This window comes from Enterococcus sp. DIV0008 (assembly GCF_050542615.1).
Taxonomy (GTDB): Bacteria; Bacillota; Bacilli; order Lactobacillales; family Enterococcaceae; genus Enterococcus_D; species Enterococcus_D innesii.
Genome location: NZ_CP172937.1, coordinates 2,956,029 through 2,979,085, shown reverse-complemented (window position 1 = coordinate 2,979,085; position 23,057 = coordinate 2,956,029). Strand labels below are relative to the sequence as shown.

The 23,057-nt window shown below is 44.1% G+C and carries 24 protein-coding genes; 18 read left to right on the top strand and 6 right to left on the bottom strand.

The window, feature by feature from the left end:
- The first annotated feature begins 10 nt into the window (after window positions 1-10).
- From IGI84_RS13960 to IGI84_RS13910, 11 genes are all read left to right on the top strand, one after another.
- Window positions 11-685, top strand: coding sequence for an ABC transporter ATP-binding protein (locus tag IGI84_RS13960; protein WP_008379303.1), 675 nt, complete (start codon window positions 11-13; stop codon window positions 683-685).
- Window positions 678-1,991, top strand: coding sequence for a PASTA domain-containing protein (locus tag IGI84_RS13955; protein WP_220426510.1), 1,314 nt, complete (start codon window positions 678-680; stop codon window positions 1,989-1,991). Before IGI84_RS13960 ends, IGI84_RS13955 begins: the two co-directional genes overlap by 8 nt.
- 41 nt (window positions 1,992-2,032) lie before the next feature.
- Window positions 2,033-2,191, top strand: coding sequence for a hypothetical protein (locus IGI84_RS13950; protein WP_170920075.1), 159 nt, complete (start codon window positions 2,033-2,035; stop codon window positions 2,189-2,191).
- Window positions 2,192-2,265: 74 nt separating this feature from the next.
- Entirely contained in the window at window positions 2,266-2,952 is a 687-nt protein-coding gene (locus IGI84_RS13945; RefSeq protein WP_086291614.1) for a response regulator transcription factor, read from the top strand.
- Window positions 2,946-4,277, top strand: coding sequence for a sensor histidine kinase (locus IGI84_RS13940; protein ID WP_368255598.1), 1,332 nt, complete (start codon window positions 2,946-2,948; stop codon window positions 4,275-4,277). Before IGI84_RS13945 ends, IGI84_RS13940 begins: the two co-directional genes overlap by 7 nt.
- A 227-nt stretch (window positions 4,278-4,504) precedes the next feature.
- Window positions 4,505-5,491, top strand: a complete 987-nt coding sequence (locus IGI84_RS13935; RefSeq protein WP_220426508.1) for a LacI family DNA-binding transcriptional regulator — start codon at window positions 4,505-4,507, stop codon at window positions 5,489-5,491.
- Window positions 5,484-6,389, top strand: coding sequence for a ribokinase (gene rbsK / locus IGI84_RS13930; protein ID WP_220426507.1), 906 nt, complete (start codon window positions 5,484-5,486; stop codon window positions 6,387-6,389). The genes IGI84_RS13935 and rbsK overlap by 8 nt, the downstream gene beginning before the upstream one ends.
- Complete coding sequence (rbsD, locus tag IGI84_RS13925; RefSeq protein WP_060792556.1) at window positions 6,364-6,759, top strand: D-ribose pyranase; 396 nt, start codon at window positions 6,364-6,366, stop codon at window positions 6,757-6,759. Before rbsK ends, rbsD begins: the two co-directional genes overlap by 26 nt.
- A gap of 19 nt (window positions 6,760-6,778) precedes the next feature.
- Window positions 6,779-8,263, top strand: coding sequence for a sugar ABC transporter ATP-binding protein (locus IGI84_RS13920; protein WP_034857601.1), 1,485 nt, complete (start codon window positions 6,779-6,781; stop codon window positions 8,261-8,263).
- 1 nt (window position 8,264) lies between these two features.
- Complete coding sequence (locus IGI84_RS13915) at window positions 8,265-9,218, top strand: ABC transporter permease (protein WP_086337773.1); 954 nt, start codon at window positions 8,265-8,267, stop codon at window positions 9,216-9,218.
- A gap of 18 nt (window positions 9,219-9,236) precedes the next feature.
- Window positions 9,237-10,154: a D-ribose ABC transporter substrate-binding protein gene (locus tag IGI84_RS13910; protein WP_192940725.1), complete on the top strand. Its 918-nt coding sequence runs from the start codon at window positions 9,237-9,239 to the stop codon at window positions 10,152-10,154.
- A gap of 102 nt (window positions 10,155-10,256) precedes the next feature.
- Here the strand turns inward: IGI84_RS13910 and IGI84_RS13905 are convergent, their stop codons facing one another.
- Both IGI84_RS13905 and IGI84_RS13900 read right to left on the bottom strand, forming a co-directional pair.
- Window positions 10,257-11,450: a toxic anion resistance protein gene (locus IGI84_RS13905; RefSeq protein ID WP_077452316.1), complete on the bottom strand. Its 1,194-nt coding sequence runs from the start codon at window positions 11,448-11,450 to the stop codon at window positions 10,257-10,259.
- Window positions 11,451-11,549: 99 nt separating this feature from the next.
- Complete coding sequence (locus IGI84_RS13900) at window positions 11,550-12,191, bottom strand: 5-bromo-4-chloroindolyl phosphate hydrolysis family protein (protein ID WP_081117808.1); 642 nt, start codon at window positions 12,189-12,191, stop codon at window positions 11,550-11,552.
- A 218-nt stretch (window positions 12,192-12,409) separates the two neighbouring features.
- On the opposite strand from IGI84_RS13900, the gene IGI84_RS13895 reads away from it, so the two are divergent.
- Both IGI84_RS13895 and macP read left to right on the top strand, forming a co-directional pair.
- Window positions 12,410-12,988, top strand: a complete 579-nt coding sequence (locus IGI84_RS13895) for an NUDIX hydrolase (RefSeq protein ID WP_081117807.1) — start codon at window positions 12,410-12,412, stop codon at window positions 12,986-12,988.
- Window positions 12,981-13,277 carry a cell wall synthase accessory phosphoprotein MacP gene (macP, locus tag IGI84_RS13890; RefSeq protein ID WP_005227820.1) on the top strand — a complete coding sequence of 99 codons (297 nt, stop codon included), beginning with the start codon at window positions 12,981-12,983 and terminating at the stop codon, window positions 13,275-13,277. Before IGI84_RS13895 ends, macP begins: the two co-directional genes overlap by 8 nt.
- A 57-nt stretch (window positions 13,278-13,334) precedes the next feature.
- Here macP and IGI84_RS13885 read toward each other — a convergent pair whose 3' ends face one another.
- On the bottom strand, window positions 13,335-13,937 hold the full coding sequence (locus tag IGI84_RS13885) for a class I SAM-dependent methyltransferase (RefSeq protein ID WP_220426506.1): 603 nt from the start codon (window positions 13,935-13,937) through the stop codon (window positions 13,335-13,337).
- 151 nt (window positions 13,938-14,088) lie between these two features.
- Between IGI84_RS13885 and IGI84_RS13880 the strand changes: the two genes are divergently transcribed.
- Genes IGI84_RS13880 through IGI84_RS13870 form a run of 3 tightly spaced genes read left to right on the top strand, consistent with a single transcriptional unit; the run spans window position 14,089 to window position 15,691 of the window.
- Complete coding sequence (locus IGI84_RS13880; RefSeq protein WP_220426505.1) at window positions 14,089-14,784, top strand: 5'-methylthioadenosine/adenosylhomocysteine nucleosidase; 696 nt, start codon at window positions 14,089-14,091, stop codon at window positions 14,782-14,784.
- Window positions 14,785-14,827: 43 nt separating this feature from the next.
- Window positions 14,828-15,391 carry a cysteine hydrolase family protein gene (locus IGI84_RS13875; RefSeq protein ID WP_074934050.1) on the top strand — a complete coding sequence of 188 codons (564 nt, stop codon included), beginning with the start codon at window positions 14,828-14,830 and terminating at the stop codon, window positions 15,389-15,391.
- Window positions 15,392-15,691: a hypothetical protein gene (locus IGI84_RS13870; protein ID WP_005227832.1), complete on the top strand. Its 300-nt coding sequence runs from the start codon at window positions 15,392-15,394 to the stop codon at window positions 15,689-15,691. It begins immediately after the preceding gene.
- A 50-nt stretch (window positions 15,692-15,741) separates the two neighbouring features.
- On the opposite strand, the gene IGI84_RS13865 is transcribed toward IGI84_RS13870, so the two are convergent.
- Window positions 15,742-17,634, bottom strand: a complete 1,893-nt coding sequence (locus IGI84_RS13865; protein ID WP_201705375.1) for a M13 family metallopeptidase — start codon at window positions 17,632-17,634, stop codon at window positions 15,742-15,744.
- 140 nt (window positions 17,635-17,774) lie between these two features.
- Here IGI84_RS13865 and IGI84_RS13860 point away from each other — a divergent pair, with 140 nt between their 5' ends.
- Both IGI84_RS13860 and IGI84_RS13855 read left to right on the top strand, forming a co-directional pair.
- The gene (locus tag IGI84_RS13860) at window positions 17,775-18,314 is read left to right on the top strand and encodes a C39 family peptidase (RefSeq protein ID WP_005233534.1); all 540 of its coding nucleotides are present in this window, start codon (window positions 17,775-17,777) and stop codon (window positions 18,312-18,314) included.
- Window positions 18,315-18,385: 71 nt separating this feature from the next.
- The gene (locus tag IGI84_RS13855; RefSeq protein WP_005233536.1) at window positions 18,386-19,351 is read left to right on the top strand and encodes a ribose-phosphate diphosphokinase; all 966 of its coding nucleotides are present in this window, start codon (window positions 18,386-18,388) and stop codon (window positions 19,349-19,351) included.
- 77 nt (window positions 19,352-19,428) lie between these two features.
- Here IGI84_RS13855 and IGI84_RS13850 read toward each other — a convergent pair whose 3' ends face one another.
- Both IGI84_RS13850 and IGI84_RS13845 read right to left on the bottom strand, forming a co-directional pair.
- Entirely contained in the window at window positions 19,429-20,448 is a 1,020-nt protein-coding gene (locus tag IGI84_RS13850) for a LacI family DNA-binding transcriptional regulator (protein ID WP_005227844.1), read from the bottom strand.
- Window positions 20,449-20,555: 107 nt separating this feature from the next.
- Window positions 20,556-22,820 (bottom strand): glycoside hydrolase family 65 protein, encoded by a 2,265-nt coding sequence (locus tag IGI84_RS13845; protein ID WP_077452310.1) that lies wholly within the window; start codon window positions 22,818-22,820, stop codon window positions 20,556-20,558.
- Window positions 22,821-23,057: the final 237 nt, after the last annotated feature.

The following is a 23,057-nucleotide window of genomic DNA, read 5'->3' as shown; positions in this document are numbered from 1 at the left end:
AGCGATGAACATGGCAATTTTAGAAACAAAAGACATGACGTATTACTACCAAGATGGCGAGAATCGCCGGAAAATTTTAGATAAAACCAATATCTCCTTTGAAAAAGGCAAATTTTACACGATCTTAGGAAAATCAGGCTCAGGAAAGACCACTTTTCTTTCCTTGATCAGTGCATTGGATCAGCCAACCGATGGGGAAGTGTTTTTTGAAGAAAAAAATATCAAAACGATCGGTTATGAAGAATATCGCCGCAACAAGATCAGTTTGATTTTTCAAAGTTACAACTTGATCCCTTATTTGACGGCTTTAGAAAACGTCCTTGTTTCAATGGCGATTTCAGACAACAAACTACCAGATCAGCACGATCAAATTGCGTATCGTTTGCTGGACTATATCGGCATCAATTCCACGAAAGCCGATCGTTTCGTCAATCAGCTTTCCGGTGGGGAACAGCAGCGGGTCGCCATCGCTCGTGCTTTAGCGACCAACGTTGATATCATTTTAGCCGATGAACCTACCGGGAATTTGGATGAAGGCATGGAACAAGAAATCGTGGATATTTTTAAAGAACTAGCGGCGATCCACAACAAGTGCATCATCGTAGTGACCCATTCGACTGAGATCGCCAAGCAGTCAGATCAGACATTTTATTTAAAAAAAGGTGCGTTGACAGCCTATGAGTGATTTTTTATCGAAGTTTGAAGAAGAACCGAAAGAGCCAGACAAGGAATCAGCTACAGCTAAAGCACCTTCTTCCCGTGCTTCCCGCAAAGAAAAAGGTTCAGCTTCTTTAGAAGAGGGGATCGAACACGATCCCTCCTTCAAAAAGAAGCGGCGGAAAAAAAGGCTGCTGGGACTAGCTGCCCTGCTCGGACTCTTTATACTCAGCGGCTTTTTATTTTTCCAATTGGCGTATGTCCGGTTGGATAACTTTGTGGACAAAGAGATCTCAGAGGTCAGGGAATGGGCGGCGGAACATGATCTTGCGGTTGCTGTCACACCAGCTTATAATGAAGCCCCAGCCAATCAAGTGATTGCCCAAGAAGAAGCTGCCAGAAGCCGAGTCAGAAAAAGAAGCACGTTGCATCTAACGGTTAGCCAAGGACCAGATCCAGAAGAGAAATTGGCGTTGCCAGACTTTATGGAAATGACCAGAGACGAGGCAGCAGAGTGGATCGAAAAAAATCAAGCCAGCAATTTGACGATCGTCGATGAATACCACGATGAGATCGAGGAAAAAGCACCGATTCGAGTAGAATTTACCAATAAAGAAGTCTCACGAGAAAACTATCATCGTCGAGATGTCGGACGAGTCTTTTATTCAAAAGGCGAAGAAACCTTTGAAAAAGATATTGAGGTACCTGACTTTAAGGATAAAACCCGTTCAGAGGTAGAAACATGGGGGAAAGTCCATGAGCTGGACCTAGAAGTCAAAGAACAGGCTTCAGACACTGTGGAAGAAGGCAAAGTCATTGAACAAAGCGTGGCACCAAAAGAAAAAATCGCGAAACGGGATGCGTTTCAAGTAACGATTTCCCTAGGAAAAGGAGTCACCGTACCGGACTTTTCAACGATTTTACCAGATGATGCCCAGGACGCTGTTGAGGGCGTCAATGTACGGGTGCGGATGCAGTTTACTCAGAGTCTGGCTTACGGACAGCTGATCTCCCAAAGCGAGTCCGCCGGGACAGTCCTGACTAGCAAAGATGACCAAGGGATTGACGTCGTCTACTCCGCAGGTCAACCGTATATCAGAGATTATCGTCGAGGAGAATACCTTGAAGGAGATCTGCAAAAGCTTTTCTTTGATGAATTCCGTTCAAAAGGGGCGAACATCAGCTATCAAGTCCGTTACGTCAACTCAGCAGAACCCTACGGAACGATCGTGGGGATGAGCAAGTTCAATCAGTTTCTGCCGTTAGAAGATACGATCACCTTTGATATCAGTTTAGGCAATCAGACAGCCCCAGCGGCACCTGATCCTGAATAGTCGCTTTCTTTTTTTAGTCAACCTGCAAAAGGAGGAAACCCATGCGTCATCAAGAGAATTTTCAAGAACTTAGGAAAAAGCTGTTTGTCTTTTTACTAAGCGGTATGGTAGCATTGTTGCTACACATGTGGATTCATCAATCAAGTGTACACATGCGGATCGTTTCAACAGAACGTTTTATTGGAGAACAATTGGAATGATCCTAAAGGAATGATTGTGCTTACCGAAAAGTGATTGAAAAAAGAAATGATGAGTGTAAAAGGGGGACTGACCGATGCGGATCTTATTCGTAGAAGATGAGCCATCGATCGCAGAAGCGGTTGCCAGCTTATTGAAGAAACACCATTATTCCGTTGATTTGGCCTTTGACGGCGAAACCGGATTAGATTATGCTACGAGTGGTGTATATGACATTCTCGTTTTGGATATCATGCTGCCAAAAATCGATGGGATCACATTGCTAAAGACGTTACGCAAGAAGAACATCCGGACGCCGATCATTATGTTGACGGCCAAAAGCGAAGTCGATGACAAGGTGCTTGGCTTAGATGCAGGAGCCGATGATTATTTGACGAAGCCTTTTCAAATGAAAGAGCTGCTGGCGCGGATCCGTTCGCTAGGCAGAAGAAAAGACTTGGATTACCAAGAAGACCAGTTAGCATTTGGCAATGTGGTCTTGGCGCGTAATGAGCTGCAGTTGGCTACGAAGACCAATCAAGTGGTGCTGTCACCAAAAGAAATGAAACTGATGGAGCTATTTTTAGCCAGACCTAAAGTGATTTTATCAAAAGAAACCATCATCAATAAGATTTGGGGCTTTGATCCCGATGTGGAAGAAAACCGTGTTGAGATCTATGTATCTTTGCTGCGAAAAAAACTGACGCTGCTAGAAGCGGATATCGGCATTCGCACGATCCGCAATGCCGGGTATATTTTGCAGAGCAAGGAGCCGCCATGTTAAAAAAATTGCGAAATAAAATGCTATGGTTCAATATGGCATTGACCTCGATTATTGTCTTAGGTGCCTTTACCTTTATCTATATTTTGAATGCCACGCAAATCGAAAATGAGATTCAATCACTAATCTCGCAAGAAGCAAACAGTTTAGGTGCGGCACCTCTAGAGGAGGACGAAGTAAGGCAATCACTAATCGATCCAGAATATCCAATGATTTTGACCGTCATCAATAGTACCAGCGATCTCAGAGAAATTGGCTTAGTTGTCAGCGATCAAGTCGACGTTGAGATCCAAAGTGATGATGAGGGTGTCGATGAGAGCGAACTGTATGCCGCTTTGGTCGATACAGCAACGAAGCAAGGAGCAGTACCAAACGAGGTGAAGTTGAATGATCGTTATTGGCGCTATTCCCTCTTTTTGGTGGCTTCTTTCAGCCATTATTCCATCAATAATGAGTCAATGGGAATGTATTCCACCAGCATCAATAGCTATGAGCCATATTACCAAGTAATGTTTTTTGATGTCACCGATTATAAGACTAGTCTGAGAAATCTAAGAAACACGCTTTTGCTCATCGGCGTTTTAGCTTTAGCCAGTATTTATATCGCTAGCTTTTATGTCGCCAATCGAGCCTTACGACCAGTTGAGCTGGCTTGGCGCAAACAAAAAGAGTTTGTTTCTAACGCATCCCATGAGTTGAAAACACCACTGGCGATCATTCAAGTCAATGCTGAGGTATTAGCTGGCAGTCCAGAAGAAACCTTGGAAAGCCAAATGAAATGGCTGGAAAACATCCAGTTAGGTTCCGAACGGATGGATGAGCTAGTAAATAGTTTATTGATGCTGACCAAATTCGAAAGTGCCGAGCAAGAAGTCGTGCGTTCGGTGATCGATGCCAGTCAAGTCGTGCAAAGTGTTTATCAAAGCATGGAGGCCATTGCGCTGGAAAAAGGGATCCACTATCAGGAACAGATCGCTAAACAGGTGCGCCTTGAAAGCAATGAGCAAGCCTTGCGGCAATTGACCATGATTTTGGTAGACAATGCCTTGAAATATACACCTACTGGAGAAACCGTCACAGTGGTACTCGTTGAACGCCAACGAAAAACGGTGCTGCAAGTCTCCAACAGTGGTTGCCCGATCCCTGAAGAAAAAATTCCCTATGTCTTTGATCGCTTCTACCGCGGGGATCCTTCTCGCAACCATCAAGACGGTGGCTATGGGTTAGGTTTAGCCATCGCCAAAGCCATCACAGAAATGCTGCAGGCGCAAATCAGTTTGACGGTGGATCAAGACGGCGTCAATCACTTTGAAGTTTTATTTCATTGAAAAATGAGCTTTACCGTTAGGAAATAAAAGATATGTTGCTGCGCTCATCAAACCTTTTGCCGCATCTCGAGAAAGTCTCGCTTCCTCGAAATGCGGCTATTTATGCAGCAAAACGCATTTTTAGGAGAAGGGGACACCAAGGGAAAAAGTTTTTTTATTTCTCCTTGCAATTTTCACAAAGTTCGGCTATGATAGGTGTGTAATCGGTTACACAGGAGGGGAGCAACATGCCAACAATTAAAGATGTCGCCAATTTAGCTGGCCTTTCCGTGGCGACAGTTTCAAGAGCCATGAATGGGACTGGCTATGTGAGCGAAAAAGCCCGTGAGAAAATCCATCAGGCGATCAATGAATTGAATTATTCCCCCAATGAAGTCGCACGTTCGCTGTATCAGAAAAAGTCAAAATTGATTGGTTTGCTACTTCCAGATATATCCAACCCGTTTTTTCCGCTAGTAGCCAAAGGCGTCGAAGACTTTCTACAAAAAAAAGGCTATCAAGTCATCCTTGGCAACATTCAAGAAGACAATGAGAAAGCCAATGAATATTTACGTGCGTTTGAGCAAAACAATGTGGCGGGGATTCTTTCCGCTGTCGAAAATAAAAATCGTACCCAAAGCAATATTCCGACGGTCGTCTTGGATCGGATCGATCAAGATGTCGAATATGGGGTTTATTCGGATGACCTTCAAGGGGGCGAACTTGCTGCTGAAGCGATCTTAAAAGGTGACCCCAAAAAGGTAGTCGTGATTGCTGGGCCTGAATCTGTCACCCGTGCTCGGGATCGTTTATTGAGTGTTGAATACACATTGAAAAAAGCACAAGTTCCTTATGCACTAGTGAAATCCACATCCTTTCTCTTAGAGGATGCGACCTTGACAGCGAAACAAGTTTTTTTAGAACATCCCACTGTCGATAGTGTGATTGCCCCAAGTGATACCCATGCGATTGCCATCATGCAAGAGGCTTATCATCATGGCGTAAAGATCCCAGAACAACTTCAAGTGATCGGCTATGACGATATTCCCATCAGTAAATTGGTGGTGCCACGCTTGACGACGATCCATCAGCCTGCTTATCAAGTAGGTTACAAAGGAGCAGAAATGCTCTTTGCATTGATCAACGATCAATTTATTGAACAGAAAAAAATCATCCTTCCTGTTCATTTAGAAGAAAGAGAGACAGTAAGAAATGGAGGAACGTCAATTGAATAAGATCATCGTCATTGGTAGTATGGCAACAGATTTTGTAGTCACTACGAAGGTGAAACCCAATCAAGGAGAAACGGTTTTTGGGGAAAAATTTGACACGAACTTTGGCGGCAAAGGAGCAAACCAAGCCATCGCCGCTAGCCGTTTAGGTGCAGAAGTAGCAATGCTAGGCCATGTAGGAACTGATCGTTTTGGAAATGAAATCGTCGAAAACTTAAACGTGAACGGCGTTTCTACGGAGAATGTGGAACCCGTTACACATTCTCCATCTGGTGCCGCGCATATCATTTTGCATGAAAATGACAATAGCATCATTGTCATACCCGGTGCCAATAATGCGCTTGATTTAGCTCGCTTTTCCGAAATAAAAGGAAACATCACAGAGGCTGATTTAGTGATTTTGCAAAACGAGATTCCCCAAGAAGCCAATGAAGCCATCATCGACTGGTGTTGGGAAGCAAAAATCCCTGTTTTATATAATCCAGCACCTGCGAGAAAGCTCAATCCGCGTATGTTATCTAAGGTGGGGTATCTGACCCCTAATGAACATGAGTTTAAGTTACTTTTTCCCAATCAAAAGCTTGCTGACGTTTTAGCAGCCTACCCTAATCGATTGATCGTTACCCTAGGTGCCAAAGGAGCGATTTTTCACAACGGGAAGTCGGAGGTCTTAGTTCCTGCCTTTCCAGTTGCTGCGGTCGATACTACAGGAGCTGGGGATACCTTCAATGGTGCATTAGCAGTAGGGATTTTAGCAGGTGTTCCCTTAGAAAACGCCATTGCCTTTGCCAACTTAGCAGCAGCGATCTCCGTCAAAGGATATGGTGCTCAAGGCGGAATGCCTACATTAAAGGAAATGAAGGAGAGTCCATTGTATGAAGAAGCATGGGGCATTAAATAGTGAAATCGATAAATTATTGGCGGATTTAGGCCACACCGATCAGCTTACGATCGGGGACTTGGGGTTGCCAGTACCCACAGGGGTGAAAAAAATCGATCTGGCATTAAAACTAGGTAGTCCGAGTTTTGAAGAGGTGTTATCGGTAATGCAACAAGAGATGGCAGTCGAGGCGATAGTTTTAGCAGAGGAAATAAAGACGGAGAATGCGGAGCAGTGGCAATTGATTCAAAAAACGTTCCCGAATGTTCCGATTCGTTTTGTTCCACATGAGGCATTCAAAGAAGAAACAAAGGAAAGCAAAGCCATTATTCGAACAGGGGAGGCGACACCCTATTCGAACATTATTTTACAAGCAGCCGTTATCTTCTAAAGAGACAGGAGGAAATCATGTGCAAGTCGAGATGAGCAATATTGAGAAATCCTTTGGGAAGAATCAAGTGTTAAGAGATGTCTCATTAACATTGTACCCTGGAGAAATCCATGCCCTAATGGGAGAAAATGGGGCAGGCAAGTCAACGTTGATGAACATTTTAACTGGGTTACATGCCAAAGATGCAGGGACGATTTTGATCGATGGCAAAGAAACGAACTACGCCGATCCGAAGGAAGCCGAACAAGCCGGTGTGAGCTTTATCCATCAAGAAATGAATAACTGGGAACAGATGACTGTATTGGATAACTTATTCTTGAATCGGGAATTGAAAACCACCTTTGGGCTACTAGATACGAAGAAAATGGCAAGCAAAGCGCAGGCAGTCTTTGAACAGTTAGGGATTCAGATCCCCCTTCAAAAAGAAGTGGATGAACTTTCAGTCGGGCAACAGCAAATGATCGAGATCACGAAAGCGCTGATGACTGATGCCAAGGTGTTGATCATGGATGAACCGACTGCTGCCTTGTCGGATAAGGAAATTAATAATTTGTTTCAAATCATTCGTCGCTTGAAAGAAAACGGCGTAGCGATCGTTTATATCTCTCACCGAATGGAGGAGATTTTCAAAATAAGTGACAAGATCACTGTGATGCGGGATGGTCTATCGATCGATACGAAAAAGACGGAGGATACAACGATGGAAGAGGTCGTGAAGAAAATGGTCGGTAGAGAGTTAGCTGATTATTATCCAGAAAAACAAGCGCAGATCGGTGAAGTCGTTTTTGAAGTAAAAAATTTAACAGCAGCTTCTAAAGTTTACCAAGGCATCAATTTTCAAGTCAGAGCAGGTGAGATCCTTGGGTTCTCAGGTTTAATGGGTGCTGGACGCACAGAAGTCATGCGAGGAATATTTGGTTTAGATGAAATTGAAAGCGGTACCTTAATCGTCGAAGGGCAAGAAGTGAAAAACTCTTCGCCTTCAAAGGCAATCGCCAATGGCTTTGGCTTTCTAACAGAAAATCGGAAAACGGAAGGCTTGGTCTTAGACTTTTCCCTGACCGATAATATCAGTTTGCCCAGCATTGATAATTTTGTCAAAACAGGCATGGTCGATAGCAAGACTGAAGCCAGTTTCGTTGCGTTAATGATCGAGCGCTTACGCATCAAAACGATGAGTGCCCAGAATTTAGCCAGCGAGCTTTCTGGTGGAAATCAGCAAAAAGTGGTTTTGGCGAAGTGGATCGGTGTCGGACCAAAAGTATTGATTTTAGATGAACCGACACGCGGAGTAGACGTAGGTGCCAAACGAGAGATTTATCAGCTGATGAATGAGTTAGCGGAACGTGGTATTGCGATTTTGATGGTTTCTAGTGATCTACCAGAAGTGCTAGGTGTCAGCGATCGCATCATTGTTTTACACGAAGGAAAAATATCAGGGGAACTCTCTCGGCAAGAAGCCACACAAGAGAAGATCATGACGTATGCGACAGGAGGAAACTAATATGGAAAAAAGTGGTATGAAAACAAAACAACTCTCGGAATCAATTAGTAAATTGGGACCTTTACTCGCTTTGATTGCTCTAGTGGCTGCTGTCACTGCCTTAAATCCAAGCTTTTTATCACCCAGTAATTTGTTGAATCTTTTGCGGCAAGTCGCAGCGAATGGCTTTATTGCATTTGGAATGACCTTTGTCATTTTGACTGGGGGCATTGATTTGTCTGTAGGGTCCACCTTGGCACTTTCCAGTGCCTTGACAGCAGGAATGATGGCCAATGGGGTGTCACCTTTAGTCGCTATTTTGATTGGGTTACTAAGCGGAGCGATCCTTGGTGCGTTGAATGGACTACTGATCTCAAAAGGAAAAATGGCGCCGTTTATCGCAACCTTAGCAACGATGACGATCTATCGGGGCGCTACCTTAGTGTACACCAATGGAAATCCAATCACTGGACTAGGTGACAGCTTTCTATTCAGCTTTATTGGTCGTGGGTATCTCTTCGGGATTCCTTTTCCAGTCGTATTGATGTTTCTCGTGTTCTTTCTTTTGTTCTTGTTGCTTCATCGCACCGCCTTCGGACGAAAAACCTATGCCATCGGTGGCAATGAAAAGGCCGCTTTTATTGCTGGGGTGAAAATCGATAAGATAAAACTGATCATTTATTCGATCTCTGGATTGATGGCTTCAATCAGTGGCATGATCATCACTTCTAGGTTGAATTCTGCGCAACCAACAGCAGGGCAAGCCTATGAGATGGATGCGATTGCAGCAGTCGTTTTAGGTGGTACGAGCTTATCTGGTGGAAGAGGCAGAATTTTTGGCACGTTGATCGGGGCATTGATCATTGGTACGTTGAACAATGGTCTAAATCTATTGGGTGTCTCAAGTTTTTATCAACAAATCGTTAAAGGGATCGTGATCGTAATTGCAGTGTTACTGGATCGGAAAAGGAAATAAAAAATAGGAGGATCTATTATGAAAAAAATGTTTTTATTGGCAGCAGGCTTATTGGTACTTTCTGGATGTGGAGCGGCAACATTGGACAATGGTGGCAGTAGTGAGACACAAAGTGAGGAAAAAGCAGCTTCAGAATTGACAGTTGGTGTATCGATCTCCACCCTCAATAACCCGTTTTTTGTTTCCATGCAAGAGGGGATCAATCAATTGGCTGAGGAAAATGACACCGATGTACGCTTTGTTGATGCCCAAGATGATACTGCCAAGCAAAGCAATGATATTGATGATTTGATCCAACAAGGCGTGGATGTGCTTTTGATCAATCCCGTTGATTCTGCTGCTATCGTCCCAGCTGTTGAAGCCGCTAATAATGCCAACATCCCAGTTATTGCCATCGACCGTAGTAGCGATGGAGGAACGCTTTTGACGACTGTTGCCTCCAATAATGAAGAAGGCGGGAAAATGGCAGCAGAATTTATCCTCGAACAATTAGGGGAAAACGCAAAAGTGGTAGAACTTGAAGGCGTCCCTGGCGCTTCTGCAACCAGAGAGCGGGGAAAAGGCTTTGATGATTATGCCAAAGACAAACTGGATGTTGTTGAAAAGCAATCCGCAAACTTCAATCGAGCAGAAGGATTAACGGTTATGGAAAATATCCTCCAAGCCAACAATGACATTCAAGGCGTCTTTGCACAAAACGATGAAATGGCTTTAGGGGCAGCCGAAGCGATTGGAAACCGAGAAGGCGTAGTGATTGTCGGGTTTGACGGTACTGAAGACGGTCTCAAAGCCATCGAAGAAGGTAGAATGACGGCAACGATCGCTCAAAAACCAGAAGAAATGGGCCGCCTTGCTTTGCAGGCAGCGTTTGACCATTTCCAAGGGAAAACAGTCGCTGAACAAATCGATTCACCATTAGAGTTGGTGAAAAAATAATTTGGCGCTCAATGCATTTCCTACTTTTAACATCGAAAGCCCCTCTTTGGCTGACCATTCAGGTCACCAAAGAGGGGCTTTCTTTAATGCGTGATGTTTCGTTTACTTGTTGCTAGTTAAATCCAATAAGCGGTCTTTCAAGTCTTCTTCTAGATGACCCAATTCCACTTCGGCAGCCCGACGTTTTTCTTTTCCTTCTTTTTGGATCCGTAATGTTTCTTGGATCGTTTCCACAAGGTCGTTTTGTGTTTTTTGCAATGTTTCGATGTCGACGATGCCGCGTTCGTTTTCTTTCGCTGTTTCAATAGCAGAAACTTTCAACATTTCTGAGTTTTTCTTCAATAGATCATTGGTGGTCTCAGAAACTTGACGCTGTGCCGTAACTGCATCTTTTTGACGCAATAAAGTCAAGGCAATGACTACTTGGTTTTTCCATAGTGGGATCGCTGTATTGACAGAAGCTTGGATTTTTTCTGCTAACGCTTGGTTCGTGTTTTGGATCAGGCGAATTTGCGGTGCCTGTTGGATCGTGATTTGACGTGCCAAGCGCAAGTCATGAGTCCGTTTGTCTAAACGATCTAGGAATTGCGTGTAATCGTTGGCGATCTGTACGTCCATTTGATCATTCGTTTCTTCTGCTTTTTTCATAGCTTCAGGAATGATTTTGGTTTGCAATTCTTGCATCTTCAACTCGCCAGCGGCAATGTAGATGTTCAATGCATCGAAGTAATCTTTGTTCTTTTGATACAATTGTTCCAACATCAGGTTGTCTTTTAGCAAACCGTCTTTTTCTTTATCCAATTTGACGGCGATCTTGTCGATTTGGGCACCGATTTTTTGGTATTTAGCGGTGATTTCAAAAATGGATTGTTTGACTTTACCAAACATCCGCTTGAATAAGTTACCTTCACCTGCACGCAGTTCGTCCGGATTGGCTTCTTGCAAGCGATACATCAACTCCGTCAATGAGTCGCCCACAGGTCCAATATCGGCTGCTTGGACATGGTTTAACATGGATTGTGAAAACTCCCCAAGTTTGGTTTGGGCAGCTGCACCATAGGTGATGACCGCTTGTTGGTCAGTTGCATCGATCTTGCTGGCTAATTCTTGGGCCTGTGCTTGACGCTCTGGCGGTAATTTATCAATCAAACGCGGTGCCGTTTGCTGTTCTTTCAGCTGACTGATCTCCGCTTGTTGAGTGGTGGTCAAAGTGTCGACAGGGGTTGAAAATGGGTTGTTCAATAAATCGTCAAGCGTATCCGTTACGGGTTTTGCTTGATTTGGTGTTTCACTCATAATAACTCCTCCTAATAAGTGTCTGCTTTCGAAAAAAATCTAGCCCAGGCTAGATTTTTTTTTTTAGATTCTTTTCTTGTTGCCAATCAGAATCTATCCCTATTCATTATCTCGTTTTATGCTTTGTTTGGCAATGGATAACTCAACATCCATGTCATCAAGATCGTCTGCTACAAATTGGGAGTAGTCTTTGGCGATCAAGGAAGCCATTTGCTCGATGATTTGGGTGCTTTCTTCGATTTTATCATAGGTCTCACGACTTTTGATCTCATGGCTATTGATTTCAATGAACTTATCGGTCAAATCGACCATATTGGGCAAGTGGGTATAAAGGAAATGACTTGCCAAAGGCAGCTTGGTTGGTTCTTTTACGAGTTCTTTGAAAAGAGCTTTTGAGGCACGCAAAGCATCGTGACGCAAGTCAATGGCTTTTAACTTGTTATTGCTAGTGATATTTTTTTGGTATTTATCGATTTGGTGTTTCGTCTGATTCATCGTTTCCCGGAACAATTCGATCTCACGAGTAGTCATCCCGCTTTTCAAGTAATGGGCTTCTCTTTCTCTCGTTAAAGAAGGCAAAACTTGTGGATCGGTTGCTGGAACTTTACGTCCTCTGATACCGACGTAGACTAAAATCGCACCGACGATTAATAATAGGCTCGCAAATGAATCGCCTACTACGTTAAAAATAATACTGATGAGGACGATCGCACCAACGATCAGCCAGATGTTTTTTTTCATTTTTCCTCCTCCTAAAAATCTCTTGGACAAGTAGATTGGGTTATTCGACATCTTTATTTTAGCATGTTCACTAAAAGAAAAATATCAGACTTGGGGTGGATTTTCCGATATTTAGTAAATTCATAAGCTTTCTTGCTATTTCTTAAGAAGATATTTTTTCCAAATTATGCTAAAGTGTTTGATAGATAAGACGTATGAGGAAAGTTAGGTGTCGATAGATGTTAGAATTTAAAGATTTTGAAGAAAAAACGATCCAACGAAATGAAATTTTCCATGGCAAAATCATTGATGTAGTGGTTGATGATGTCTCCTTGCCAAATGGCGGGACCAGCAAACGAGAACTCGTCTTTCACCCAGGCGGTGTGGCCGTGATCGCCTTGACGAGTGAGAACAAGATGCTGTTCGTTCGCCAATTCAGAAAACCATTAGAGCGAGTGATTTTAGAGATACCAGCAGGAAAAATCGATCCAGGAGAAGGTGCTCGTCCGGATTTGACTGGCGCCCGGGAATTAGAAGAAGAGACTGGCTATCGTGCAAAAACGCTGGAGCACGTTTCTTCTATGTACCTTTCACCAGGCTTTGCGAATGAAATCTTGCACGTCTATTATGCGAAAGAGCTGGAAAAAGTGACAAATCCATTGCCGCAAGACGAAGACGAAGTGCTGGAAGTCTATGAATTGAACTTAGAGCAGGCACAAGCCGCTATCGCTGATGGAACGATCTGTGATGCGAAGACCGTGTTTGCAATCCAATTTTGGGAGTTGCTGGAATTGAAACGGAGGAACGGACTTGCCTAAAGAACCATTGATCACCCGCAGTGAGCTTCGACGCCGACGCGAAGAAGAACAAGCGGCAGCTGAACGCAATCAGCAAATCGTAGAAAAACAAAGCAAGAAAGAATGGAAACAAAAAGAAAAACAAATCGATAACCACTACCGAAAAGTGCGCAAGAAAAACAAAGAAATCACGAAGACCCGTGCGGGCGAGAACCAAAAATCTCGGGATCTGAATCGCTTTTTAATGAAAGCCATCGTGATCGTCACTTTATTGTTAGTCGTCGTCGGTTTAGCGATCTTTTTGTTGTGATTCATCTAGTACTAAGAAAAAGCCGCCCCTGCATCTTCTGCAAGTGCGGCTTTTTTGTTATTCGGTCGGCTTTTTCAAAATAGCTAAAAACATGGCAGCTGGCTGATTCATGAACAAATGATCCGCTTCATGAAAAACGGTAAAGGAAGTGTCGGTAAACCCAATCGCCTCTGTCAGTTGAGTCAATGCAGCAGGGTCAAACCCATTATGAACCAGCGGGTGAGACACGGCGGGATTTTTGAGGAAATCCACTAGGTAAAGGGTTCCTCCTGGCTGCAGTAAGGCGTATAGTTTTTCCAGCATAGCGGCTGTGTCAGGAATATGCAGCAAGACGAGGGATAGCAGCACCGCATCTGCTTTTGCTTGCAAGGATTCTTGCAGCAGATCGTGGACAGTTGCAGAAGCATTGGCCAGCTGCAGTTGGTTGATTTTTTTTTCAGAAACCTCGATCATGTTAGGGGCAGTATCCCAGATGGCTAAGTGCTGGACATAAGCTGCTAAGGGCAGACTTACCAGGCCGGTACCGCCGCCGATATCGATCAAGGTTTGGTGCTGGTTGTCTTTAAAATAAGGGTCAAGGGTTTGGGTGACCAAGTGTGCTAACGCGATTCGCTCAGGGGTATCGTATTTTGCTGCCATGGCGTTGAAAATTTCAGACATAAGTGCCTCCTTTTATAATGACAAAAAACTGTTCGTTTCGTCAAAACTAGTTTATCATGAAAGGAGAAAAACACGTCAGTAGATACGTGGGAATTTCTGTTGTTTTTCATTTCAAAGGATGAAAAATAAACGAGAAGCAGGAGGCAAACACATGAAAATTGGTATTATTGGTGCAATGGAGGAAGAAATCAAGGCGTTGCGGGAACAGTTGATTTCACCGCTTTCTTGGGAACGCGGCGGCGCACTATTTATTTCAGGAAGTATCGGCAATCATGAAGTGATCGTTGTTCGTTCAGGTATCGGCAAGGTTCTGGCATCGATCACCACTAGCTTACTGATCCAACAATATGGGGTCAATATGGTGATCAATACTGGATCGGCTGGTGGGATTGGTGCCGGTTTACAAGTAGGGGATTTAGTGATCTCAGATACAGTGGCGTATTTTGATGTCGATGTGACGGGATTTGGTTATGAATATGGCCAGCTGCCTGGCGGGATGCCCTTGTATTATGAAGCCAGCCGCTACTTGATCAGTGAGATGACGAAAGCCGCAGAAGCGACCCATCATACCGTGAAAAAGGGATTGATCGTTACCGGCGACAGTTTCATCAATGACCCGCAAAAAGTACAGGAGATTTTAGGACATTTTCCAGATGCCTTGGCTTGTGAGATGGAAGGAGCCGCGATCGCACAGACCGCACAGCAATTCAATATTCCTTTCTTGATCGTGCGCGCGATCAGCGACACCGCCGACCATGCAGCGACTGTCTCTTTTGATGAGTTTATCTTAGAAGCTGGCAAGCGTTCCGCTGAAATGGTCTTGGCATTCGTTGAAACATTAAAGTAACTTAAAAAACAGGAGAGCCGATCCGTAAGAGGAGGAAGGAAGCATGAGAGCATTACTATCGATTGATTATACGTTTGATTTTGTTGCAGATGAGGGACGATTGACCACGGGGGCTGCTGGGCAAGCGATTGAAGCTGCCTTAGTGGCTCGCACGCAAGCCTTTATCGAAGCCGGTGAGTATGTCGTTTTTGCCATTGATCGTCATGAGGAAACAGATAACTATCATCCTGAAAACCGTTTGTTCCCACCCCATAATCTTGCGGGCAGTGCAGGTCGACATCTTTACGGCCGTTTAGCCCCGCTTTATGAAAACTATCAGGAAGCGCCAAATGTCTATTGGATCGACAAGCGCCATTACTCAGCGTTTAGCGGTACCGACTTGGACATCCGTCTGCGGGAAAGAGGGATCACGGAATTGTACTTGACCGGCGTTTGTACCGATATCTGTGTCTTGCATACAGCAGTGGATGCCTATAATTTAGGCTACCAACTGGTGATCGATGCAGATACCGTTGCCAGCTTTGACGCGGTCGGACATGAATGGGCACTGCGCCATTTTGAAAATACCCTTGGCGCGAAAATCATTTCTGCGAAGGAGGAAGCGTAAATGGGATGGATGGATCAATTAAAAGCAAATTTCAGCTTCAGTGAACTGACTAGTCTTTATCAAGCGTATCAAAAGGGAGATCTTGATGTGAAGGCATTGTTGAATAATGACTTCTTGCAAAAGTATACGGATTTTCAGAATTTGGATGAGTTTATGGCTAAATTAGGCATCCAGAATGAAAACCAAATCTTCGACTTTCTAAAAGACCGCCCCAATCGGCAAAAAGCCGATCAAGTCGTCAATGAGCATTCCCAATTCGATTCTGTGATCAGTATGATGAAAAAAGCTTTGCAGAAATAAACAATTGGCGAAGAAAAAGCGCAAGCAGAAAAATCTGCTTGCGCTTTTGTTTACCAAATCTGCACACGATCTTCTGGTGCACGATACATAGGGTCACCAGGTTTGATATCAAAGGTTGTATAGAATTCATCGATATTTTGAACTTGGATATTGGCCCGTAGTTTAGCTGGTCCGTGGACATCGATCGACAGTAAGAGCTGTTGGTATTGTTCTTTGGCTTTTGTACGCCAGATCTTTGCCCAATTGGTGAAGAAGTCTGCTAAAGAAACATCGCTTTCTTTTTGCGCTGCTTCTAGCGCACAGCTTAGTCCGCCTGCGTCGGCGATGTTTTCAGAAACAGTCAATGTGCCGTTGACGGTACCGCCGGCAAAGGGCAGGCCATCAAACTCGTCGATCATCGCTTGAGCTAAGCGTTCAAAGTGGGCCAAATCTTCCTCTGTCCACCAATTGTTTAAATTACCATATTCATCAAATTTTGCCCCGTTGTTGTCAAAGGCGTGGGAAATCTCATGAGCAATGACCGCGCCGATCCCCCCATAATTTGCGCTGGTGGATTGCTCCAAACTATAAAAGGGTGCTTGTAAGATTGCCGCTGGGAAAACGATCACGTTTTTAAATGGGTGATAGTAGGCATTCACGGTAGCGGCGGACATTTCCCATTCCTCACGATCCACGGGCTGCTGCCATTTTTTGAAGGCATCTTCTCGGAACAAACGATTGAAATGCAGGGCATTTGCCAGCAGACTTTTCTCTTCATCGGTATGCAACTGGTCATAAATGACAGGAACTTGATCAGGGTACCCGACATGGATACCTAAACGATTCAATTTGATAATCGCTTTTTGGCGGGTTTCTTCACTTAACCACGTGTTGTTGCGCAAACGCTCTTGGTAGACAGCAATCATTGTTTCCACCATATGTTTGACGTCTTTTTTCGCTGTTTCCCCAAAGTACTTGCGTCCATAATAATCACCGATCACTTGACTGAAATGACCCATCGTTAAGTAATAAGCCGCTTTTTGTTGGGGAGCCGCTTCATCGATCCCTGATAAGTAGCGACTGTAGGTTCCGCCTAACTGACGCAATTCTTCACTCAGATAACTAGTATAGCGCAAGCTTTGGTTGACGATCATCCAGCCTTTCAAGAGTTCAAAATGGCTATCAGAAACAATAATGTCAAAGGCTTCAAAGTAAGCGGGTTCCGTTACGATCAGCTCTTCCGGTGTACCTGGTAAAAGGGCCGTCAAGAGTTGTCTAAAATCGATCTTGCTAGCTTGCTTTGCAAATTCCTCCAAGGAGCGAGGATTGTAGTTTTTGCTATAATCCGCACTTTCTTCCGCACTGCGGACGTGAGGGGCGATCAATTTATCAAATGCGATCGCTTGCTCTACCAACGATTCCGCTTCTGCTTGGTCTTTTCCGTAAGCAACTAACACGTTGACGGCCATCTCAAAGTAGACTTGTAGCATTTCGCCTGCTTGGGGATTTTCTGTGTAATAGGTTTTATCCGGCAAAATAGTAGCAGGCGGATAGACCGATAAAGTATTCATTTGCGCATTTTTCATGTCTGCATCGACATCTAGTTGAAAAGGTAAGGCGATACCATCTAAAACGAAACTTGCCAGTTGCTGATTCAATTCCTCATAAGAACGCAATCCTTCGATTTTTGCTAATAGTGCATTTGCTTCAGTAGCGCCCGCTGCCTCTCGTTGGGCAAAATCGCTGGCTAAGCGGTAAAAAGCCACAGCATCCTTCATACGGCCTTTTGGCGTAGCATGGGGATCGTGTGCCATATTTTCAAATTCTGCGATCATTAAGGAATCGATTCCGTCAACGAGATCTTGGAATCCACCCGTAGCGGGTTTATCTGCTGGAATAACAGCGGTCTCCAGCCACTCGCCATTTACATAGTCATAAAAATCATCTTTTAACAAGGTTGTCATGTCTTTCGCTCCTCTCGCTTTCTACTATTATGAAACAAAATCTGTAAGGACGCAAAGAAAAGTTTTCTAGACGAAAAAGGGTTTTGATCCAAGTAGGAGGAGAATCTAAGGTATAATAAGAAAAAAGGCAGGTGAACGAGATGGAACAAGTAGAGTGGAAAGGGATCGCCGAAGAGCGGTTTCGTCCGTATAAGCAGTGGGTCACTCCTTCAGGGTATTTATGCGGCACCTATGCGGCAGCCGTCTTTTTGGCCTACTATCAAGATTACATCGATGAAACGATCATCCCGAAAGCGTTTCGCAGAAAAAAACAGCGGGATCTGACAGTAGTGACGGAAATGCTGCGTGTGCTGATTCAGCCTCATGGGTTGCCGACGATCGCTTGGCAAGTCAGTCATGGATTGACTCGGTTTTTCGATCAATTCCAATTGCCTTACCGCGGACGTGCGACCGTTGTTGGCGGTTGGCATCGAGCGTGCAAACGAATCGACGAAGGTAAACCGGTGATCATCGGTATTTTGAAGCCTTTAGGTAGCACATATGGCAATCATTGGGTCGTGGCTTACGCCTACGCTGAAACCGCCAGCGGAGAACGCTATTTTAAAGTTCATGACAACTGGGGTAACTACAAAAAAGTGATTCCCGCCAGTTGGGTAAACGGTACCGTCACACTTCCTTGAACGAGAAGGTTAAAAAAACAGTCACTTTGTGCTAGAATAGAAGAAAACAACCACATTCATTGGAGGCAATCATGGGCGAAAGTTATAAAGATAGTTCGTTGAAAATTTTTAGTTTAAATGGAAATTTACCATTAGCAGAAAACATTGCGAAAGTTTTCGGTACAGAACTAGGGAAGTCAAAAGTGACACAGTTTAGTGATGGAGAGATTGCCATCAATATTGAAGAAAGTGTGCGGGGCGACCATATTTATATCATTCAATCGACGAATGAACCCGTCAATGATCATTATTTAGAGTTGTTGATCATGATCGATGCGATGAAACGGGCTAGTGCGAAGACCATCAATGTCGTTTTGCCTTATTACGCATATGCACGGCAAGACCGAACTGCCAACCCGCATGAGCCGATCACTGCAAAATTGATTGCCAATATGCTGGTGGAAGCAGGGGCTTCTCGGATTTTGACGCTTGATCTGCATGCCGTTCAAGTTCAAGGATTTTTCGACATCCCAGTGGATAATCTCTTTACGATCCCATTGTTTGCCCATTATTATCGCGAACAAAAAATGACTGGTGACGACTATGTCGTTGTTTCACCAAAAAACAGCGGTGTCCAACGGACCCGTAGTTTGGCAGAATACTTAGATACAGCGATCGCGATCGTCGATCAAGATGAAGCCGATGGCGGCTATGTGATTGGTGATGTCGTTGGGAAAAAATGTATTTTAGTTGATGACATTTTAAATACCGGCCATACATTGGCAAAAGCGGCAGACTTGTTGAAGGAAGCTGGTGCCAGCGAAGTGTATGCTTGTGTGTCTCACGCCTTACTTTCGCCGCCAGCTAAAGAAATTTTGGATCAATCAGCGATTGAAAGGATTTGTGTCACCGATTCTTGTTGGACCAGCGAAGAACGCCATCCAGAAAAACTGCACTACATTTCTTGTGCTGAATTGATGGGGGAAGCCGTTCGCCGCATTCACGAAAATACACCAATGAGTCCATTGTTCCGCCTGGAAAGCAAAGAGTATAAATAAAAATATGAAAAGCACCCGCTATCCTTAGGGACAGCGGGTGCTTTTGCGTGTGGGGGAAGTGGACCAAACACAGTGGATCAGTTCAACTGATTGCGGTTCAAGACCGTTTCTCGTTTGATCAGCTTATGTGGTACGACCAGCTGTACGCCGTTTGAATCTTCATGATTCAATTGCGCCATCAGCCGTTCGGTAGCGATTTTTCCTAAGGACAACACGTTGATATCGATACTAGTCAAATACGGGTGTGTCAAAGTAGCAAAGATCGAATTGTTGAAACTGATGATGGATAAATCGTCGGGAACTTTGTAGCCATACATCGTCGCTAATTGAATAATCCGCACAGCAAACAGATCATCGATCACGACGATGGCCGTTGCTTGGGATTCTTTGATCGTTTCTTCAAACGTGACGTAATCTTCTGCTTTTTCAAAGGTCAATGCTGGATAAAAGGGAAGATTTGCCAGCATCATGGCTTTTTGGTAGCCGAAGAAACGCTCGAAATACAGATTTTCATGGGTCGTATTAGTAGCAAATAAAATCTTCGTATGCCCTTGGGCGATCAGATGCTCGGTTGCTTGCTTGCCTAACAACTGGTTGTCATTATCGACAAAAACGATTTTGTCTTCATTGCTGTATGGTTGACCAATCAAGGTAAAGGGGACTTCTTTTTCGACCAGATAATCGATGATGGGGTCTTTTTCATCGGAATAGACCAAAATAAAGCCATCTACTTGTTTTTGCAGGTGCATCCGTTCCACGTTTTTTAGTAATGTAGCAAAGTCACGGGCGGAGGCAACGGCAACCGTCATTTGATGATGGCGGGCCTCTTCATTGATGGCTTCGATCGTTTCTAAATAAAAGGGGTTTCCTAGTCGTTCTTTCGAATCAAGAGGCGGCAAGATCACGCCGATGGCACTGGATATCTGTTTGCCGAGATTTCGAGCTGCAAGATTGGGGACATAGCCCATTTCTGCCATTACTTTGCGCACTTTCTTCTTGGTATCTTCAGAAATGCTGGGATGATCGTTTACGACACGAGAAACCGTGGATGTAGCGACGCCAGCCTTTTTGGCGACATCTTTGACCGTAATGCTCACTGATTTCCCTCCTTTTTTAGCTTATAGTATCACAAAGTGTCGGCACAAGGGTAGAGCCAATCAAAAGAAAGAAGAAATGCAGACATTTCTTCTTTCAGAAGGCTTGTTTAGTTAATCGCTGTACTGATTTCGTCTTCTAAAACATAGTCTTTGCCATACACCTTGATTGGCAATGCCTCACCGCTGATTTTTTTCAAAGTCACCGTCGACTCATTGACGGAAACGAAGAGCAGACGTCCACGATAGTTGATGTGGAAGGCATAGCGGCTCCACGTTTTAGGTAAGAATGGCGCAAACCCTAAGTGGTCGTGATCGGTTTTCATTTGAGCAAAGCCTTGAACGATCGCTAACCAGCTGCCGGTCATAGAAGTGATGTGCAAGCCATCATCGGTATCATTGTTGTAATTGTCCAAATCAAGACGAGCAGTCCGCTCATACATTTCCAACGCTTTTTCTTCCATACCTAATTCCGCTGCCAAAATCGCATGAATACTTGGGGAAAGGGAAGATTCATGCACTGTCATCGGCTCATAGAAATCAAAGTTCCGTTGTTTTTCTTCTTTGCTGAATTGATCGCCGAAGAAGTAGATCCCTTGCAAAACATCGGCTTGCTTGATAAAGCAAGAGCGCAAGATATGATCCCACGACCAATTTTGGTTTAACGGCAAGTGTTTTGGATCAAGATCGGAAACGGGCATCAAGTCTTTGTCTAAGAAGGTATCATGCTGGACGAACACACCAAGCTCTTGGTCTTCTGGGAAGTACATATTGTCGATGATGTCTTGCCATTTAGCTTGTTCTTCGTCTGAGATCGTGACAGTCGCTTCGTCTTTGAAGGCTTCATAGCTGGCTAAGGTATAAGCTAAGACCCAAGTAGCCATTTTATTGGTGTACCAGTTGTTATTGATATTGTTTTCGTATTCGTTTGGTCCTGTAACGCCATGGATCATGTATTTTTGCTGGCGTTTTGAATAGTGGACACGATCTGCCCAGAAACGTGAGATCGCGCTTAACACTTCTAATCCTTCTTTTTTCAGGTAACTTGTATCGCCAGTATAATTCGTATAGTTGTAGATGGCATAAGCGATGGCACCATTTCGGTGGATTTCTTCGAAAGTGATCTCCCACTCATTGTGGCATTCGATCCCAGTGAAGGTCACCATTGGGTAAAGGGCACCTGCTAAGCCTTGTTTTTGCGCATTGATATGGGCTTGCGGCAATTGGTTGTGACGGTATTTCAACAAGTTGCGGGTCACTTCTGGTTTTGCTAATGCCAAATACAATGGGACTGCATAGGCTTCGGTATCCCAGTAAGTCGCACCGCCATATTTTTCACCAGTAAAGCCTTTCGGTCCAATGTTCAGACGCTCGTCTTCACCATAATAGGTTGAGAACAATTGGAACAGGTTGAAACGAATCCCTTGTTGCGCCGCAGCATCGCCTTCAATGATCACATCAGCTAAATCCCAGCGGGCTTTCCAAGCAGCGACTTGTTCTGCACGCAACGCATCATAATCTGCTTTGTATAAAGTGCCTAATTCGGTGACTTTTGCTGGATGATCATGAGCGGGAACATCACGACTCGTAACGATCAAGACTTCTTTGATCAATGAGAAGGTGTCACCGGCTGCCCCAGAAAAAGCAAAGGTATCAGCGACGCAAAGTTCGCTTTTCACGGAATCGATCGGTGTTTGGCTATGACGCATAGCAGAAGTGACAGTGAAGCGTTCAATGTCAAAATTATTTTCTACAGTCCGAGTGGTCAAGTAATGGAAGGTTTCGGTTTGGCCATGATCTAATTCTTCCCAGAAACGTTCGTCGTAGTTGCTGTCTTCGTTATGGACGTTGTTATCTAGTTTAGAAACGACTTTGATCTCAGCGTCGCCTTCAATGATCTCAGCATCCATCTTAATGAGGGCAAGTTCACGTTTTACGATGCTCAAGAAGCGTTCAAAAGAGAATTTAACCGTTGCACCTGCCAAAGACACAGTGTAGTTACGGCGCAAAATCCCAGTTTCCATGTCTAGTTCTAAATAGAAATCACTTGGGCTGATTTTTGCTAAGTCGACTAACTGGTCGTTGACAAATAGGTCCATCGCAATAAAGTTGACCGCGTTGATCACTTTGCCAAAATAATCAGGATAGCCGTTTTTCCACCAGCCAACACGGGTTTTGTCTGGGTACCAGACACCTGCGATATAAGTACCTAAGTGATGGTCGCCGCTATATTGTTCCTCAAAGTTGCCGCGCATTCCCATGTAGCCATTCCCGATGCTTGTTAGCGACTCTTGCAGTCGACGATTTTCTTTATCTAAGGTAGATGTCGCGATTTTCCATGGATCGATCTCGAACAATCGTTGGATTTTTTTCATGAAAGTCCCTCCAGAATCTTTTTGATATCTCTATCATAAGCGCAAACGATTGCATCGTCAAGTGAAAGTTGTTGCGTTTGTAGATTTTCCTGTTGGGAAACATAAAGAAGGAAAGATTCAGTTAGATAAAGGCGAAAAAGCGAATAGAATACCTTTTGATATTTCTGGGTTTACAAAATCTTTTTTCTCCGTTAGAATGAAATCATTAAGAAACCGATTGCGTAAATCGATTCAGGG

Coding starts and splice junctions, on each gene's coding strand:
- IGI84_RS13960 (WP_008379303.1), top strand. CDS start 11: ATGGCAATTTTAGAAACAAAAGACATGACGTATTACTACCAAGATGGC.
- IGI84_RS13955 (WP_220426510.1), top strand. CDS start 678: ATGAGTGATTTTTTATCGAAGTTTGAAGAAGAACCGAAAGAGCCAGAC.
- IGI84_RS13950 (WP_170920075.1), top strand. CDS start 2,033: ATGCGTCATCAAGAGAATTTTCAAGAACTTAGGAAAAAGCTGTTTGTC.
- IGI84_RS13945 (WP_086291614.1), top strand. CDS start 2,266: ATGCGGATCTTATTCGTAGAAGATGAGCCATCGATCGCAGAAGCGGTT.
- IGI84_RS13940 (WP_368255598.1), top strand. CDS start 2,946: ATGTTAAAAAAATTGCGAAATAAAATGCTATGGTTCAATATGGCATTG.
- IGI84_RS13935 (WP_220426508.1), top strand. CDS start 4,505: ATGCCAACAATTAAAGATGTCGCCAATTTAGCTGGCCTTTCCGTGGCG.
- rbsD (WP_060792556.1), top strand. CDS start 6,364: ATGAAGAAGCATGGGGCATTAAATAGTGAAATCGATAAATTATTGGCG.
- IGI84_RS13915 (WP_086337773.1), top strand. CDS start 8,265: ATGGAAAAAAGTGGTATGAAAACAAAACAACTCTCGGAATCAATTAGT.
- IGI84_RS13910 (WP_192940725.1), top strand. CDS start 9,237: ATGAAAAAAATGTTTTTATTGGCAGCAGGCTTATTGGTACTTTCTGGA.
- IGI84_RS13905 (WP_077452316.1), bottom strand. CDS start 11,450: ATGAGTGAAACACCAAATCAAGCAAAACCCGTAACGGATACGCTTGAC.
- IGI84_RS13900 (WP_081117808.1), bottom strand. CDS start 12,191: ATGAAAAAAAACATCTGGCTGATCGTTGGTGCGATCGTCCTCATCAGT.
- IGI84_RS13895 (WP_081117807.1), top strand. CDS start 12,410: ATGTTAGAATTTAAAGATTTTGAAGAAAAAACGATCCAACGAAATGAA.
- IGI84_RS13885 (WP_220426506.1), bottom strand. CDS start 13,937: ATGTCTGAAATTTTCAACGCCATGGCAGCAAAATACGATACCCCTGAG.
- IGI84_RS13880 (WP_220426505.1), top strand. CDS start 14,089: ATGAAAATTGGTATTATTGGTGCAATGGAGGAAGAAATCAAGGCGTTG.
- IGI84_RS13875 (WP_074934050.1), top strand. CDS start 14,828: ATGAGAGCATTACTATCGATTGATTATACGTTTGATTTTGTTGCAGAT.
- IGI84_RS13870 (WP_005227832.1), top strand. CDS start 15,392: ATGGGATGGATGGATCAATTAAAAGCAAATTTCAGCTTCAGTGAACTG.
- IGI84_RS13865 (WP_201705375.1), bottom strand. CDS start 17,634: ATGACAACCTTGTTAAAAGATGATTTTTATGACTATGTAAATGGCGAG.
- IGI84_RS13860 (WP_005233534.1), top strand. CDS start 17,775: ATGGAACAAGTAGAGTGGAAAGGGATCGCCGAAGAGCGGTTTCGTCCG.
- IGI84_RS13855 (WP_005233536.1), top strand. CDS start 18,386: ATGGGCGAAAGTTATAAAGATAGTTCGTTGAAAATTTTTAGTTTAAAT.
- IGI84_RS13845 (WP_077452310.1), bottom strand. CDS start 22,820: ATGAAAAAAATCCAACGATTGTTCGAGATCGATCCATGGAAAATCGCG.